14 protein-coding genes are annotated in these 15,599 nt (G+C 69.0%); 10 read left to right on the top strand and 4 right to left on the bottom strand.

Annotated features, from left to right (window positions below):
- Positions 1-3 precede the first annotated feature (3 nt).
- Positions 4-1,836 (bottom strand): sulfoacetaldehyde acetyltransferase, encoded by a 1,833-nt coding sequence (gene xsc / locus BM013_RS37710; protein WP_093135257.1) that lies wholly within the window; start codon positions 1,834-1,836, stop codon positions 4-6.
- A 183-nt stretch (positions 1,837-2,019) separates the two neighbouring features.
- Between xsc and BM013_RS37705 the strand changes: the two genes are divergently transcribed.
- From BM013_RS37705 to BM013_RS37670, 8 genes are all read left to right on the top strand, one after another.
- On the top strand, positions 2,020-2,847 hold the full coding sequence (locus BM013_RS37705; protein WP_218153727.1) for an IclR family transcriptional regulator: 828 nt from the start codon (positions 2,020-2,022) through the stop codon (positions 2,845-2,847).
- Between the two features lie 28 nt (positions 2,848-2,875).
- Entirely contained in the window at positions 2,876-3,862 is a 987-nt protein-coding gene (locus BM013_RS37700; protein ID WP_093135251.1) for an AAA family ATPase, read from the top strand.
- Positions 3,859-5,598, top strand: a complete 1,740-nt coding sequence (locus BM013_RS37695) for a cobaltochelatase CobT-related protein (protein WP_093135248.1) — start codon at positions 3,859-3,861, stop codon at positions 5,596-5,598. The genes BM013_RS37700 and BM013_RS37695 overlap by 4 nt, the downstream gene beginning before the upstream one ends.
- A gap of 139 nt (positions 5,599-5,737) precedes the next feature.
- On the top strand, positions 5,738-6,547 hold the full coding sequence (locus tag BM013_RS37690; protein WP_093135245.1) for an IclR family transcriptional regulator: 810 nt from the start codon (positions 5,738-5,740) through the stop codon (positions 6,545-6,547).
- Positions 6,544-7,554, top strand: coding sequence for a tripartite tricarboxylate transporter substrate binding protein (locus tag BM013_RS37685; protein ID WP_093135243.1), 1,011 nt, complete (start codon positions 6,544-6,546; stop codon positions 7,552-7,554). Before BM013_RS37690 ends, BM013_RS37685 begins: the two co-directional genes overlap by 4 nt.
- Before the next feature lie 19 nt (positions 7,555-7,573).
- On the top strand, positions 7,574-9,040 hold the full coding sequence (locus BM013_RS37680) for an acylating sulfoacetaldehyde dehydrogenase (RefSeq protein ID WP_093135371.1): 1,467 nt from the start codon (positions 7,574-7,576) through the stop codon (positions 9,038-9,040).
- A gap of 8 nt (positions 9,041-9,048) precedes the next feature.
- A complete protein-coding gene (locus BM013_RS37675; protein ID WP_093135368.1) occupies positions 9,049-10,569 on the top strand; it encodes an AMP-binding protein in 1,521 nt (506 codons plus the stop codon).
- On the top strand, positions 10,566-11,363 hold the full coding sequence (locus tag BM013_RS37670) for a sulfite exporter TauE/SafE family protein (protein WP_093135240.1): 798 nt from the start codon (positions 10,566-10,568) through the stop codon (positions 11,361-11,363). The genes BM013_RS37675 and BM013_RS37670 overlap by 4 nt, the downstream gene beginning before the upstream one ends.
- Positions 11,364-11,378: 15 nt before the next feature.
- On the opposite strand, the gene BM013_RS37665 is transcribed toward BM013_RS37670, so the two are convergent.
- Positions 11,379-12,266 (bottom strand): LysR family transcriptional regulator, encoded by an 888-nt coding sequence (locus tag BM013_RS37665; protein ID WP_093135238.1) that lies wholly within the window; start codon positions 12,264-12,266, stop codon positions 11,379-11,381.
- A gap of 117 nt (positions 12,267-12,383) precedes the next feature.
- On the opposite strand from BM013_RS37665, the gene BM013_RS37660 reads away from it, so the two are divergent.
- Entirely contained in the window at positions 12,384-12,827 is a 444-nt protein-coding gene (locus BM013_RS37660; RefSeq protein ID WP_093135235.1) for a VOC family protein, read from the top strand.
- A 25-nt stretch (positions 12,828-12,852) separates the two neighbouring features.
- On the opposite strand, the gene BM013_RS37655 is transcribed toward BM013_RS37660, so the two are convergent.
- Together BM013_RS37655 and BM013_RS37650 are read right to left on the bottom strand one after the other, a co-directional pair.
- Positions 12,853-13,635 carry a barstar family protein gene (locus tag BM013_RS37655; RefSeq protein ID WP_093135233.1) on the bottom strand — a complete coding sequence of 261 codons (783 nt, stop codon included), beginning with the start codon at positions 13,633-13,635 and terminating at the stop codon, positions 12,853-12,855.
- 60 nt (positions 13,636-13,695) lie between these two features.
- A complete protein-coding gene (locus tag BM013_RS37650; protein WP_093135231.1) occupies positions 13,696-14,931 on the bottom strand; it encodes a DUF2252 domain-containing protein in 1,236 nt (411 codons plus the stop codon).
- 179 nt (positions 14,932-15,110) lie between these two features.
- On the opposite strand from BM013_RS37650, the gene BM013_RS37645 reads away from it, so the two are divergent.
- Entirely contained in the window at positions 15,111-15,554 is a 444-nt protein-coding gene (locus BM013_RS37645) for a hypothetical protein (protein WP_143098469.1), read from the top strand.
- Positions 15,555-15,599: the final 45 nt, after the last annotated feature.

Genomic DNA, 15,599 nt, shown 5'->3' with positions numbered 1-15,599 from the left:
GGTTCAGACGTAATCCTTGTACTTGTCCAGGAATCGTACCGGCTTGGCCAGCGCGTCGCGGCGGAACGGGTCGCCCAGTTCGCGCGTGCACATGATCTCGATGACGCAGGTCTTGCCTTCCTTCATCTGCATGTCGATGGCTTTCTTCAGCGCCGGGCCCACGTCCTCGATCCTGTCGACCACGATGCCCTCGGCGCCCATGGCCTTGGCGATGCCCGCGAAGCTCTCGCTCTCGAGCTCGCCGGCCACGAAGCGGCGGTTGTAGAAGTCGACCTGGTTCTTCTTCTCCGCGCCCCACTGGCGGTTGTGGAAGACCACGGCCGTCACCGGAATGTCGTGGCGCACGGCCGTCATGATTTCCACCATGCTCATGCCCCAGGCGCCGTCGCCCGCATAGGCCACGGCCGGGCGGTCGGGCGCCGCGCACTTGGCGCCGATCATGGTGGGCAGCGAGTAGCCGCAGTTGCCGAAGCTCATCGGCGCGAAGAAGCTGCGCGGCTCCTCGAAGCGCAGGTAGCTGTTGGCAATGGCGTTGATGTTGCCGATGTCGGTGGAGACCATCACGCGCGGCGGCATGGCCTTCTCGAGTTCGCGCAGCACCTGGCGCGGGTGCAGGTAGCTGCCGCCGGTGGGCGTCTTCTCGCCCTTGGCTTCCTCGATGGCGTCCAGGCTGAACTGGTCGCGCTCGTGGGTCCACTCGTCGAGCTCTTTCTCCCACGCGGCCTTCTCGGCCTTGATCTTGTCGGCGCGCTCGGCCTTGCTGGCGTCGCAGGCCAGCGTCTTGCCCTGCAGGCGCTTGAGCAGTTCCTTGGCCGTGGCCTTGGCGTCGCCGTGAATGCCCACGGTGATCTTCTTCACCAGCCCGAGGTTGGTGTGGTCGGCCTCGACCTGGATGATCTTCGCGTCCTTCGGCCAGTAGTCCATGCCGTGCTGCGGCAGCGTGCCGAACGGACCCATGCGCGAACCCAGCGCGAGCACCACGTCGGCCTGCGCGATGAGCTTCATCGCGGCCTTGGAGCCCTGGTAGCCCAGCGGGCCGGCCCACAGCGGGTGGCTCGCGGGGAAGGAGTCGTTGCGCAGGTAGCCGTTGGCCACCGGCGCGCCCAGGCGCTCGGCGAGCGCCTTGCACTCTTCCACCGCGTCGCCCATGACCACGCCGCCGCCCGACAGGATCACCGGGAACTTGGCCGAGGCCAGCAGCTCGACGGCCGCGTTCAGGCTGTTCTCGCCGCCCGAGCCGCGCTCCACGCGCATCGGCTTGGGAATCTCGGTGGTGAGCTCGCCGTAGAAGTAGTCGCGCGGAATGTTGAGCTGCGTCGGGCCCATCTCGGAGATGGCGCGGTCGAAGCAGCGCGCCGTGTACTCGGCCATGCGCTTGGGGTTGTTCACATGGCCCTGGTACTTGGTGAACTCCTGGAACATCGGCAGCTGGTTGGCCTCCTGGAAGCCGCCCAGGCCCATGCCCATGGTGCCGGTCTCGGGCGTGATCATCACCACCGGGCTGTGCGCCCAGTAGGCCGCGGCCACGGCCGTCACGCAGTTGCTGATGCCGGGGCCGTTCTGCCCGATCACCACGCCGTGGCGGCCCGACACGCGTGCATAGCCGTCGGCCATGTGGGCACCGCCCTGCTCGTGCACCACCGGCACCAGGCGGATGCCGGCGGGCGCGAAGATGTCCATCGCGTCCATGAAGGCCGAGCCCATGATGCCGAAGATGTCGGTCACGCCGTTGGCGACCATGGTCTCGACGAAGGCCTCGGAGGGGGTCATCTTCTGCACGCCCGTGACGGCTTCACGCGAAGGCTGGGCGGGGGCTGCGGGTTGCTTCTGGCTCATGGAAGGCGTCTCCTGAAGGATGTGGCGATCGGTTGCCGGTGGTCCGGCGCTTTGAAACTTCGGAACTCCTTGTTCCGAAATTCATTCCGGCGGAATATAGGACGGCATCCGGCTGGCGTCAAACAATTTACAAAAAACGGTACGCCATGTCTCTTTTTTTGTAAAACACCTATGATCCGGCCCATGAAGATCGTCAAAGGGCTCCCCATGCAAGCAGCCGAGCCGCCCGCCACGGGGGGCGACACGCCCACCATGCGCCTGTTCGCGCTGCTCGAGGTCATGGCCGCGAAGGACCAGCGCTATTCGTTGCAGGGCCTGGTGGAGGAAACCGGCATGCCCAAGCCCACGCTGCACCGCATGCTGCAGCAGCTCGAAGGCTCGGGGCTGTTGCAACGCGAGGGCGACGGCCGGCACTACGGCATCGGCACGCGGCTGCGGCGGCTGGCCGAGAACCTGCTGCTCAACGACAGCCTGCACGGTGCGCGCCATACGGTGCTGCGTCAACTGGTCGAGGAAATCGGCGAGAGCTGCAACCTCACGGCGCTCTCGGGCAGCGAGGTGGTGTACCTCGACCGCGTGGAGACCGCCGCGCCGCTGCGCTTCTACCTGCACTCGGGCTCGCGCGTGCCGGCGCACTGCTCGGCCAGCGGCAAGATCTTTCTGTCGCAGATGAGCGCCGCGCAGCGCCGCCGCCTGCTGTCGAACGCGCCGCTGGAGGCCTACACCGCGAAGACGCTGACCGACCCCGAGGCGCTCGAGAAAGAAGTGCAGCGCGTGCGCAAGGACGGCTACGCCATCGACCACGAAGAATTCCTGCCCGGCCTGCTGTGCATCGCCACGCTGGTGCCTTCGGGCGACGACGCGCCTTCCAACCTGTGCATTGCCGTGCAGGCGCCGGTGATGCGGCTCGACGCGGCCAGGGCGAAGACGCTGCTGCCCGCATTGCAGCGCGCGGCGCAGGCGCTCAGCCGCATCGACGCCGGCGCGGCCACCGACCGCGCACAGGCCTGACCCTCTTCACAGAACGAAAGCCCTCCCCGTGACCGATACAGCAGAACTCCGCCCGGACAGGTTGCTCAGCGTGCGCGAGGTGTTCGGCATCGACACCGACCTGCAGGTGCCCGCCTTCAGCGAACGCGACGACCACGTGCCCGAGGTCGACGCCGTCTACCGCTTCAACCCCGACGTGACGCTCGCCATCCTCGCGGGCTTCATGCGCGACCGGCGCGTGATGGTGCAGGGCCTGCACGGCACCGGCAAGTCGACCCACATCGAGCAGGTGGCGGCGCGGCTGAACTGGCCCTGCGTGCGCCTGAACCTCGACGGCCACATCAGCCGGCTCGACCTCGTCGGCAAGGATGCCGTGGTGCTGCGCGAAGGCCAGCAGGTCACGGAGTTCCAGGAAGGCATCGTGCCCTGGGCGCTGCAGCGGCCCGTGGCGCTGATCTTCGACGAGTACGACGCGGGCCGGCCCGACGTGATGTTCGTCATCCAGCGCGTCCTGGAGCGCGACGGCAAGTTCACGCTGATGGACCAGAACAAGGTGCTGCGCCCGCACCCGTTCTTTCGGCTGTTCGCCACGGCCAACACGGTGGGCCTGGGCAACCTGAACGGCCTGTACCACGGCGCGCAGCGGCTCAACCACGCGCAGATCGACCGCTGGAACATCGTCGCCTCGCTCAACTACCTGCCGGCCGCGGAAGAAATCGCCATCGTGCAGGCGCGGGTGCCGTCGCTGGCCGATGCGGCGGGCACGAAGCTCGTCGCGTCGATGGTGGCCGTGGCCGACCTCACGCGCAAGGGCTTCGCGGCGGGCGACCTGTCCACCCTGATGTCGCCGCGCACGGTCATCACCTGGGCCGAGAACATCGAGATCTTCAAGGACCCGGCGCTGGCGTTCCGGCTGTCGTTCGTCAACAAGTGCGACGACGCCGAGCGGCCGCTGGTGGCCGAGTACTTCCAGCGCTGCTTCGACCGCGAACTGCAGGAGTCGCACCAGCTCACCTCGCCGGGCCCGCGCGAATGACCGGCACGCCTGCTTCGGCCAGCGCCATGCAGCGCAGGGTGCGGCAGGAGGAGCAGGTGGCCGAACTCTGCGCGGGCGTGGTGCGCGCCTTCAGCGGCGAGCGCGACCTGCACTTTCGCGGCCGGCGGCTGCACCGCGGCCGCGTCGCGCTGCCGTGGTTCGCGCCGCACCTGCACCCTTCGCCGGAGACGGACGACTTCGCTTCGTTTCGCGGCGCGGCCGACGGGCTGGCGCTGCGGCTGTCGGAGTCCGACGCGGCGCTGCACGACAGCCTGCGGCCCGAAGAACCCGTCGAACGCATGCTGTTCGAGATGCTCGAGCAGTTCCGCGCCGAAGCCATGGCGCCGGAGGCCATGGTGGGCATGCGCCGCAACCTGCGCCACCGGCACGAACAATGGTCGCTGGCCTTCCACCACTCGGGCCTGACCGACACCGCGCGCGGCCTGCTGCTGTACGCGGTGGCGCAGATCTGCCGCGCCCGCGTCAGCGGCGAGCAGGTGGTGGAAGAAACCGAAGACATGCTCGAGGCCACGCGCTTTGCGCTCGCGCCGCTCATCGGCCATGCGCTGGCGGGCCTGCGACGCGACCGCACCGACCAGGCCGCCTACGCCGCGCATGCGCTCGCCATCGCGCGCACCGTGGCCGCGATGCTGCGCGAGGCCGGCGAAGAAAGCAGCGCGGCACGCGACCCGCATGTGGACGACAAGCGCAGCGTGTTCAGCCTGGTCGCCGACATGGACCAGGAGATCATCGAGCGCTTCACCACCGCCGAGTCGGGCCGCAGCGCGGTGCTCGACGACGCGGGCGGCGCCTACCGCGTCTTCACCACCGCCTGCGACCGCGAACACGACGCCGCCACGCTCGCACGCAAGGAGGTGCTGGCCGACCACCGCGAGAAGCTCGACCGCCGCATTGCCGCGCAGGGCGTGAACATCGCCCGCCTCGCGCGCGAACTGAGCGCGCTGCTGGCCGAACCCGAGCGCGACGGCTGGGACGGCGGACAGGAAGAAGGCCTCATCGACGGCCGCCGGCTCGCGCAGCTGGTCGCCTCGCCCACCGAGCGCCGCCTGTTCCGCACCGAGCGCATGGCGCCCGTGGCCGATTGCGTCGTCACCTTTCTCATCGATTGCTCGGGCTCGATGAAGGAGCACGCGGAGTCGGTCGCGATGATGGCCGACGTGTTCGCGCGCGCGCTCGAACAGGCCGGCGTGGCCAGCGAGGTGCTGGGCTTCACCACCGGCGCATGGAACGGCGGGCGTGCGCAACGCGAGTGGGTGCGTGCCGGCCGCCCGCCCCACCCCGGCCGGCTGAACGAGCGCTGCCACATCGTCTTCAAGGCCGCGGCCACGCCCTGGCGCCGCGCGCGCCCGGCCATGGCCGCGCTGCTGAAGGCCGACCTGTTCCGCGAAGGCATCGACGGCGAAGCGGTCGACTGGGCCTGCGTGCGGCTTCGCCAGCGCAGCGAGGCGCGCAAGCTGCTGCTGGTGATTTCCGACGGCTCGCCGATGGACAGCGCCACCCACCTGGCCAACGACGCGCACTACCTCGACCACCACCTGCGCGATGTGGTCGCGCGCCAGGAACAGCGCGGCGACATCGCCATTGCCGGCATCGGCGTGGGCCTCGACCTGAGCCCGTACTACAGCCGCAGCCATGTGCTGGACCTGGCAACTTCGAGCGGCAACACCCTCTTCCGCGAGGTGATCGAACTCATGGCGGGGCGGCACCGGCGTTGAGACTTTTGGCTACCCAAGCCCTTAGGCGTTTGGCATTACATCCAAGTCCCTGATTGACAAAGGGGCCCCGGCATTCCTACATTGCGTTTCAAATCCAAGAACGACGTTCCAGCATTTGGAACATCGGAGACGACAACACATGGACTCCACGCTTGCCAAGGGCCTCGCCGCCATCGAATGGATGGCGCGGCAGCAGCGCGACTGCCGCGTCACCGACCTGGCACAGGCCTTCGGCATGGCGCGCAGCAACGCGCACCGCACGCTGCAGACGCTGGTCGAATGCGGCTGGGCCGTGCAGGACGCGGGCACCAGCGCCTACAGGCCCAGCCTGAAGCTCTTCGAGCTCGGCGCGCTGGTGGGCGAAGCGGCCGACGTGGGCGCGCTGCTGCGCCCGCACCTGGCAGCGCTTGCGCAGGCCACGGGCGAGACCATTCACCTGGCCGTGCTCGACGGCGCGGAGATCGTCTACCTCGACAAGTTCGACAGCCCGCTGCCGGTGGCCGCGTACTCGCGCGTCGGCGGCCGCGCGGCGGCCTGCTGCGTGGCCTCGGGCAAGGCGCTGCTTGCCGCGGCGTCGCTCGACACGGCCGCGCTGCGGCAGCGCCTGGGCGCGCTGGTGGCACACACGAAGAACAGCATCACCGACTTCGATGCGCTCTCTCTTGAACTGGCGCGCACGCGGGCACGCGGCTATGCCGAGAACCGCGAGGAATGGCGCCTGGGCGTCTGCGGTCTCGGCGTGCCGGTGTTCAACGCGCGCGGCGACGCGGTAGCGGCGGTGGGCATGAGCGTGCCCTCGATCCGCTTCGCGCGCACGCAGGCACGCGGGCTGGCCGGCCACATCACGGCCTGCGCGCGCGATGCCAGCGCAACGCTCGGCTACCGCGCAAGCGCGGCAACGTCTGCAGGCGCCAGTGCGAACACACCAAAGAGAAGGAGACTCGAATGAAGCTGTTCCCCGTTCCCTGGCTGCGCGCCGGCCTGACGGCCTTCGCAACGCTGTCCGCGCTTGCCGTGCCGCTTGCCATGCCCTTCGCCGCGCATGCCGACAACGGCGGCGACTACCCCAACAAGCCGATCCGCCTGATCGTGCCCTACCCGCCCGGCGGCGGCACCGACGTGATCGCGCGCATCGTGCAGGAGCGCTTCCAGACGCTGCTGGGCCAGCCGGTGCTCATCGACAACCGCGGCGGCGCGGCCGGCTCCATCGGCACCGAGGTGGTGGCCAAGTCGGCGCCCGACGGCTACACGGTGCTGTTCACGCTGTCGTCGCACACCATCAACCCCGCCATCTACAACAAGCTGAGCTTCGACACCGCGAAAGACTTCGCGCCGGTCGGCATGGTCGCCTCGCTGCCGCAGATCCTGGTGGCCAACCCGCAATTTCCGCCGAACACCGTGGCCGAACTGGTTGCGCTGGCCAAGGCCAAGCCCGACAGCATTTCCTTCGCGTCGGTGGGCAACGGCTCGCCCGGGCACCTGGCGGGCGAGCTGCTGAAGCTGCGCACCGGCACGCACATGACGCACATTCCCTACCGCGGCGGCGGCCCGGCCGTCACCGACGTGATGGGCGGACAGGTGCCGCTGCTGTGGGTGTCCATTCCGGCCGCCGCGCAGTTCGTGAAGGCCGGCAAGCTGAAGGCGCTCGCGGTGTCGACCACCAAGCGCAGCGCGGCCTTCCCCGACGTGCCGACGATGCAGGAGGCCGGCATTGCCGACTTCGACGTCGACTCGTGGTACGCCGTGTTCGTGCCCGCCAAGACACCGCAACCCGCCATCGCCAAGCTCAACCGCGTGATCAACACCGTGGTGAAGGAACCGGACATCCGCGACAAGCTGCTGGCGCAAGGCAGCGAAGGCGTGGGCGGCACGCCGGAGCAGCTCGGCAAGGTGGTCAGCACCGAACTCGTGCGCTGGCAGAAGCTGGCCAAAGAGGCCAGCATCAAAGTCGACTGACCGACACAGAGACCCCATGATGGAACATCCAGCCCCCACCTCATCCCCCTCGTCCTCCTCATCCCCCTCATCCCCGATCGCGGAACTCGTCGCCCGTGCGCGCGCCGCGCAGCGCATCTACGAAACCTGGTCGCAGGCCCAGGTCGACACCGCCGTGGTCGCGGCCGGCTGGGCCATCATCGAGCCGGCGCGCAACCGCGAACTGGCCGAGCTGGCCGTGGCCGACACCGGCGTGGGCAACGTCGAGGACAAGGTGCGCAAGAACCACCGCAAGACCTTCGGCCTGCTGCGCGACCTGCACGGCGCGCGCTCGGTCGGCGTGATCGCGGAAGACCCGGCGCGCGGCATCGTCGAGATCGCGCGGCCCGTGGGCGTGGTGTGCGCCGTCACGCCCTCGACCAACCCCGGCGCCACGCCGGCCAACAAGATCATCAATGCGCTGAAGGGCCGCAACGCGGTCATCGTCGCGCCCTCGCCCAAGGGCTGGTCGACGGCGGCGCGGCTCATCGCGTTCATCCACCAGCAGTTCGACCGCATCGGCGCGCCGCGCGACCTGGTGCAGCTGCTGCCCTCGCCCGTCAACAAGCAGTCGACCGCCGAGCTGATGCGCCTGTGCGACCTGGTGGTGGCCACCGGCTCGCAGGCCAACGTGCGCGCGGCCTATGCGAGCGGCACGCCGGCCTTCGGGGTGGGCGCGGGCAACGTGGCGGGCATCGTCGACGAGACGGCCGACGTGCAAGCGGCGGCCGACCGCATCGTGCGCTCGAAGACCTTCGACAACGCCACGAGCTGCTCGTCGGAGAACAGCCTGGTCATCGTCGACGCGGTGCGCGCGCAGATGCTCGCCGCTTTGAAAGACCGCGGCGCCGTGATGCTCGCGGCCGGCCAGAAGGCCACGCTGCAGGCGCTGATGTGGCCCGAAGGCAAGCTCTCGCCCGCCGTCATCGGCCAGTCGGCGCGCACCATTGCCGAACGCGCGGCCGCGCTGGACGGCGCCAACCGCGCCGCTTGGCAAGCCATTGCAGAAGCCGACCCGCGCATCCTCATGGTGGCGGAAGACGGCGTGGGCCACGAGCATCCGTTCTCGGGCGAGAAGCTCAGCCCCGTGCTCGCGGTCTATGCGGCGCGCGACTTCGACGAAGCCGCCGCCACGGTCGAGCGCATCTATGCCTACGAAGGCGCGGGCCACTCGGTGGGCCTGCACAGCACCGTGCCCGAGCGCGCGCTGTCCCTGGGCCTCACGCTGCCGGTGTCTCGCGTCATCGTCGACCAGGCGCACTGCATCGCCACCGGCGGCAGCTTCGACAACGGCCTGCCGTTCTCGCTGTCGATGGGTTGCGGCACCTGGGGCAAGAACAACTTCTCGGACAACATGAACTACCGCCACTACCTGAACATCACGCGTGTGTCGCGGCCGATTCCCGAGGTGGTGCCGACCGAGGAACAGATCTTCGGCGCCTTCTTCGCCACCCACGGCGCGAAGTGAGCACGGCGATGGCGGCAGCTGAAGCCACCACGGTTCACGCGCTGGTCGAGCAACAGGCGCAGCGCCAGCCGCACGCGGTGTACGCGCGCGCCACCGAGTCGCAACAGCACATCGCCTACGGCGAACTCGCGCGCGGATGCCGCCGCGCGGCCTCGGTGCTGCGCGGGCACGGCATGCAGCCGGGCGACACCGTCTCCGTCGTCATGCCCAACGGGCTGCAGACCCTGCGCCTGCTGCTGGGCGCGATGCACGGCGGCTTCGTCGTGAACCCGGTCAACCTGCTGTCGCAGCCCGAGCAGATGCGCTACGTGCTTGCGCACTCCGACTGCCGCGTGGTCTGCGTCGCGCCCGAGTGGGAATCGCGCGTGCGCGAGATGGTCGAAGCCTTCGACAGGCCGGTGAAGCTGGTCGTGGTCGACCCCGAAGCCGACGCGCTGCCGGGCGAAGAGGAGATGGCCGCCGCCGCATCGGCGCCCTCGCCCGACGCCGTTGCGCTGCTCATGTACACCTCGGGCACCACCGGCATGCCCAAGGGCGTGATGCTCACGCAGCGCAACCTCGCGGCCAATGCGCACGCCATCAGCGCCGAGCACCAGCTGCAGCCTTCGGACCGCGTGCTGGCGGTGCTGCCGCTGTACCACATCAACGCCTTCGCCGTGACCATGCTCGCGCCGCTCGCGCACGGCGGCAGCCTTGCGATGCCGCCGAAGTTCTCGGCCGGCCGCTTCTGGGAGCAGGCCACGCAGACGCAGTGCAGCTGGATCAACGTGGTGCCCACCATGATCTCGTACCTGCTCGAGGGCGCGAAGCCGCCGCTGGCGCAGACGCTGGCCATCCGCTTCTGCCGCTCGGCCTCGGCCGCGCTGCCGCCCGAGCACCACCGCGCCTTCGAGCAGATGTTCGGCATCGGCATCGTCGAGACCATGGGCCTCACCGAAACCGCGGCGCCTTCTTTCTCGAACCCCATGGACCCGGCCGCGCGCAAGCTCGGCTCGGTGGGGCGCGCGTCGGGCTGCATGGCCGGCGTGATCGATGCCGGTCTTGCGGCCGTGGCCAACGGCGTGACGGGCGAGCTCGTCATTCGCGGGCCCAACGTGATGCTCGGCTACTACAAGAACGAGGACGCCACGCGCGCCAGCTTCACGCCCGACGGCTGGCTGCGCACCGGCGACCTGGGCCACCGCGACGAGGACGGCTTCTTCTTCGTCACCGGCCGCATCAAGGAGCTGATCATCAAGGGGGGCGAGAACATCGCGCCACGCGAGATCGACGAGGCCCTGCTGCAGCACCCCGCCGTGCTCGAGGCCGCCGCCGTGGGCGTGCCCGACCGCCACTACGGGCAGGACATCGGCGTGTGCATCGTGCTGCGCGAAGGCTGCACCTGCACCGAGGACGAGCTGCGCGAGTTCAGCGCCACCGCGCTCGGCCGCTACAAGGCGCCCGGCCACTACCGCTTCGTGCGCGACCTGCCACGCGGCCCCTCCGGAAAGGTGCAACGCCTGAAGCTGTTGCCGCTCTTCGAGGCATGACGGCGGCGGACCTCCTGGTGCCGCCGCTGGCGCCGGCGACGCTCGCGTACAGCCTGTGCGTGGTGTTCGCGGCCGGCATCGTGCGCGGCTTCGCGGGCTTCGGCTTCTCGGCCATCACCGTGGCGGGCATGTCGCTGGTGGTGTCGCCCGCGCTGGTGGTGCCCGCCATCTTCATGCTGGAGATCCTTGCGAGCCTGAGCCAGTTGCGCGGCATTGCGCGCGACGTCGACATGCCCTGGCTCAGCTGGCTGATGCTGGGCAACCTGATCTGCATTCCCATCGGCGTGGCGCTCCTCGCCTGGCTGCCGGAAACGCCGTTGCGCCTGCTCATCGGTGCGCTGCTGATGGCGGCCGCGCTGCTGCTGCGCGGCGGCGCGCACGTCACGCTGGTGCCCACGCGCAGCGTGCGGCTCGCGGCCGGCCTGGCCTCGGGCTTCATCAACGGCGTGGCGGCCATCGGCGGCATTGCCATCGCGGTGCTGCTGAGCACCACGAAGATGGCCCCGGCCGCGCTGCGCGCCACGCTCATTGCGCTGCTGCTGTTCAGCGACGTGGTCGCGCTGATCTGCGCGGCGCTGATACCGTCATCGGCGCATGCGTCGGGCAACCTGATGGGGGCGGACACGCTCAAGTGGGCGCTATGGCTCGCGCCGGCGATGCTCGCGGGCATCTGGTACGGGCAGCGCTCTTTCAAGGGCGTGTCGCCGGAGCAGTTCAGGAAGCATGTGCTGAACCTGCTGATTGCGTTGGCGGCGGTGAGCGTGGTGCGGGCGGTGGCCAGCCTGGTGGGCTGACCCGGGGCGAGTGCCTCAGGGCACGGAAGCCAGCGCCGGATAGGCCGCGCCCACCAGCGCCGACAGCGCACGCGCCGCCGCGCTCAGGCTGCGGCTGCCGCGATGCACCAGCCCGACCTCGCGATGGAAGGTGTGATGCCCCAGGTCGATCGCGCGCACGGCCGCCGGCCAACGGCGATGCGGCGCGGTCTCGGGCGCCAGTGCCACGCCCAGGCCCCTTGCCACCAGGCCCACGATCGCTTCGAGCTCGTCGACCTCGCACACGTCCTGCACGCCCAGGTGCGACGCGCGCAGGAAGCGTTCGACCTGCCGCCCGCCGAACGACACGCGGTCATAGCGCACGAAGGGGTGGCTCGCGAGGATCTCCGCCCAGTCGTCGCCTTTCAGCTGCCGCGGCACCAGCAGCCTGAACGGCTCGCGCGCGAGCGTGGTCCAGCGCAGGTCGCCGTGCATCGAGAACGGCGGGCGGATGATCAGCGCCATGTCGAGTTCGCCCGCGTCGACCTGGTCGAAGAGCGACATCGACACGCCCGGCACCACGCGTGTGCGGCAGCCCTCGTGCTGCTTGTGGAAGCGGGCCAGCACGTCGGGCAGCACCGAGCGCTGCGCGGACGCGATCGCGCCGATGGCGATGACGCGCGCGGCCGACGCGTCTTCGGCCGTGCCGGCACCGAGATTGCCGTACAGGCGCACCAGCTCCTCGGCCTGCGCCAGCGTCTGGCGGCCCGCGGCGTTCAGCAGCGCGGAGCGGCCGGTGCGGTCGAACAGCGCGAAGCCGAGTTCGGCTTCCAGCCGCTGCATCTGCGCGCTGACGGCCGCCTGCGTCAGCCCGATCTTCTCGCCCGCCGCGGAGAAGGTGCCCTCGCGCGCCACGGCGATCAAGGTCTTGAGCTCCCGAATCATTCATCAATCCTTTCGATGCTCGATACAAATATATATTGATTTTGTTTTTGCATCGGCCAACCTACGATCGCGCCAGTTTCCTTGCTCCTCCAGCGATTCACCAGAAAGCCCACGCACATGAAGGCCCCCACCTCCAACCCCGCCATGCTGTCGCCGTTCCACCTCGCGTTTCCGGTGCACGACCTCGCGCTGGCGCGCAAGTTCTATGGCGAGACGCTCGGCTGCCCTGAAGGCCGCAGCTCGCCCGAATGGATCGACTTCAACTTCTACGGCCACCAGATCGTGGCGCACCTCGCACCCGAGGCCACGGGCGCGAGCCAGCTCAACGCGGTGGATGGGCACGGCGTGCCGGTGCGCCACTTCGGCATCGTGCTGCCGCTGGCCGACTGGGAAGCGGCCGCCGAGCGGCTCAAGGCGCACGGCACCGAATTCGTCATCGCGCCGTACATCCGCTTCAAGGGCGAGCCCGGCGAGCAGGCGACGATGTTCTTTCTCGACCCGTCGGGCAATGCGCTGGAGCTGAAGGCGTTCTCGGATATCTCGCGGCTGTTTGCGAAGTAGCGGGCCGGTTGCCGACCTGTACCGATCAGGCGCCGCGCCGCTCGATCCTCAGCGCCGCACCAGCCTCCCCGATGATTTGCTTGAACACACCCGCGTGGCCGGAACGCCGCGTGGTCCTTGCAAGGAATGCATCGAACTCGGCCTCGTCAGGAATCGAGAACGTGATGCGCGCGGGCTCGTTGTGCCGAAGCACGTCTTCGAATGCAGCCAGGTTGCTGCCCGCGTACCCGCGGTAGCCGAACAGCGCCTCTCCGAGGTGACAGTAGAGGTCGTCCTCGGTTCGCAAGCCGGCCACGTCCAGCACGACAAGCCCGGTCACCAGCGTCTGGCGCCAATTGAAGGGAGAAGCCAGGGACATGCAGGCGCTGATCCACGGGTACCCGTAAACGGGATCGAGGTCGCGCCAGCTGACCGGAACGCCCTCCCTCCACGCATCCAGGATCTGCACCTTCGGCAGGTATGCGCGGCCGACCGACACAACGTAATGCTGGCGCGAGCCCTTGTCCTTCCGGAGCGCCTTGCAATGGATGCAGGCCACCTCCGCCTCGAAGTCACCGATCACCTTGAAGATCGTGTAGACGGTGCCTGCCCTCAGAGCCGGGTAGTTGCCGGGAGCCTGCATGCCGTCCACGACGATGAGCACATCTTCGACAACGTCACTTTCCTCGGTGATGTACACGGAAGGCAGGCCTTCTATCGAGCCGGCGCGCAGTTCGATGTCGTCGCCCTCGGCTTCGCTGCGAATGAGGTAGCGCCTGTCTGCGCAACCCGCGCCGGTGTCTGGAAAGTTCTCAGGCATCGAGTTCATGAAGTAGCTCGATGGCCGCCGCACCGGGAATCTTCCCGTGCGGCCCGTTCAGCTGGAGGCTCATCGGTCGCCCCGCTTCTGCGCGGGCAACGCCATCGCCCCCGCATCGAAAGCCTCGCAGTAGTCCTTCCAGTCCGCCCTCACCTGCGCCGCACAGGCATGTGCCGCCGCCAGCAGGTCGGCGCCCCACGACGTCACCGAGCCCCCGAAATCGACCAGCACGTCCGCGTCGGCCGAGCCCTGCCGGCCCGCGCTGCGCAGTTGCGCCCAGGCGATGAGTTGCCCCATCTCGCCGATGACGCCGCGGATCTGTTCGAGGCTGGTGCCCGCGGCGCCCAGGCTCACGCGGTCTTCGCTGGGCTGCAGGCCGCGCAGCACGTGAGACGGTGAATCCTTCGCGCCCACGATGGGATGCAGGAATGCCATCGACACGGCCTGCATGCGGCGCTGCAAGCCCACCACGCGGTGCGCCTGCGAAGGCCATGCGGGTTGCGCGAGCTTCAGGTGCGGTGCCAGCGACGAGGGCAGTGCCTCCTTCAGGTCGAGCAGGTAGTTGCCGTCGGGCGAGCCCTTGCCTTCGACCAGCACGATGTAGCGCGCCACGCCCAGGCTGCCGGTGCCCGCGACGCGACGCGCCACGTCGAGCACCTTGAAGAAACCGGGCTTGTCCTGCGTGGCGGCGAAGGTGTCGATGAGCTTGGTGACGCGGGCGCGCGCGTCGTCGTCGGCCTTCAGCGCGCGCTTGCCGTCGCAGCGGATGACGCGGCCGCGGCCCTTGCGGTCGGTGCGGTGGTCGAGGAAGGCGGGGCGGCTGCGGGCCTTGAGGGTGTCCAGCAGTTCCTGCACCAGCCCTTCGGCGGTGTCGCGCTCCAGCCAGCGGGCCTTGCCGGGCACCAGCGCCGCGGCGTAGGCGTCGAGGAACACCTGGCACAGCGCGGCCGCTTCGTCGGCGGTGGCGCGCAGGCCGTCGCCCGCCACCAGGATGCTCGAGAGAAAGCGCACCAGCTCCCAGGTGACGGGCGCCAGCGCCGCTTCGTCGAAGTCGTTGAGGTCGAAGTACACGAGCCGGTTGTCGCCCTTGTAGCTGCCGAAGTTCTCCAGGTGCGCGTCGCCGCACAGCCAGCCCGCCGGCGCCTTGGAGAACAGCGCGTCGCCCGGCAAGCGGTCGTAGAACAGGTGGCAGGTGCCGCGCAGGAACACGAAGGGGCTGGTGCGCAGGCTGGCGTACTTCATCGCCAGGCGTTCGGGCTCGCGGCCTGCGTTGAAATTGCGGATGGACTCGGCGACGTTGAGCATGGCGTTCCCCACTTCGGATACCCCGGATTCTCGGCCCGCGAACACCGTCAGGAGAAAGTTTTCAAGGCACGCCCGCTTGTATATTCGCCCAGCCGTCGAGGCACGACGACGCCGCTTTCGCGCGACAGGCGCAGGCATCCGCGGCGTCTCCATCAAAAAAACACTCAGGGGTGAACCACATGCAAAAAAATGCCGGCCGGCTGGCCGCTTTCCTTCCCGCGCTCTCGCTGCTCGCCGCGGCAGCCCTCTGGCACGGCACCGCGCAGGCCGACAACGCCGCGCCCGTGCTCGGCTACAACGACATCGTGGCGGCGTACAAGGCCAACCCGCAACAGGCAACGGCCAGGTACACGCAGAAGCGCCTGGCCTTCAGTGGCCGCGTGATGCGCATGGGCAGCGAAGCGGGCGGCACCTATTTCGGGGCCGTCACCGACGATGGATCGCAGTTCGACACCAGCTTCGAGGTGAGCGACCAGGAAGCCCTGAAGCCGAAGTTCAAGGACCAGAAGATGACGCCTTTCCAGTTCTCGTCGACCCTGGTTTTCGAATGCCTCAACGAAGGCTTTCTGGCCACGGCCTTGGTACCCTCGCCCAAGCTCACGCACTGCCGCCTTGTGAAGTAGCCTCCGGTGCCTCCAGTGCAGCGGATGCCGCCGACCCCGGCGGTG

The sequence above is a fragment of the Variovorax sp. OK605 genome, assembly GCF_900115445.1.
GTDB lineage: Bacteria > Pseudomonadota > Gammaproteobacteria > Burkholderiales > Burkholderiaceae_C > Variovorax.
Note: the sequence above shows the minus strand (reverse complement) of the source record. Positions and strands in the feature narration are given on the sequence as shown.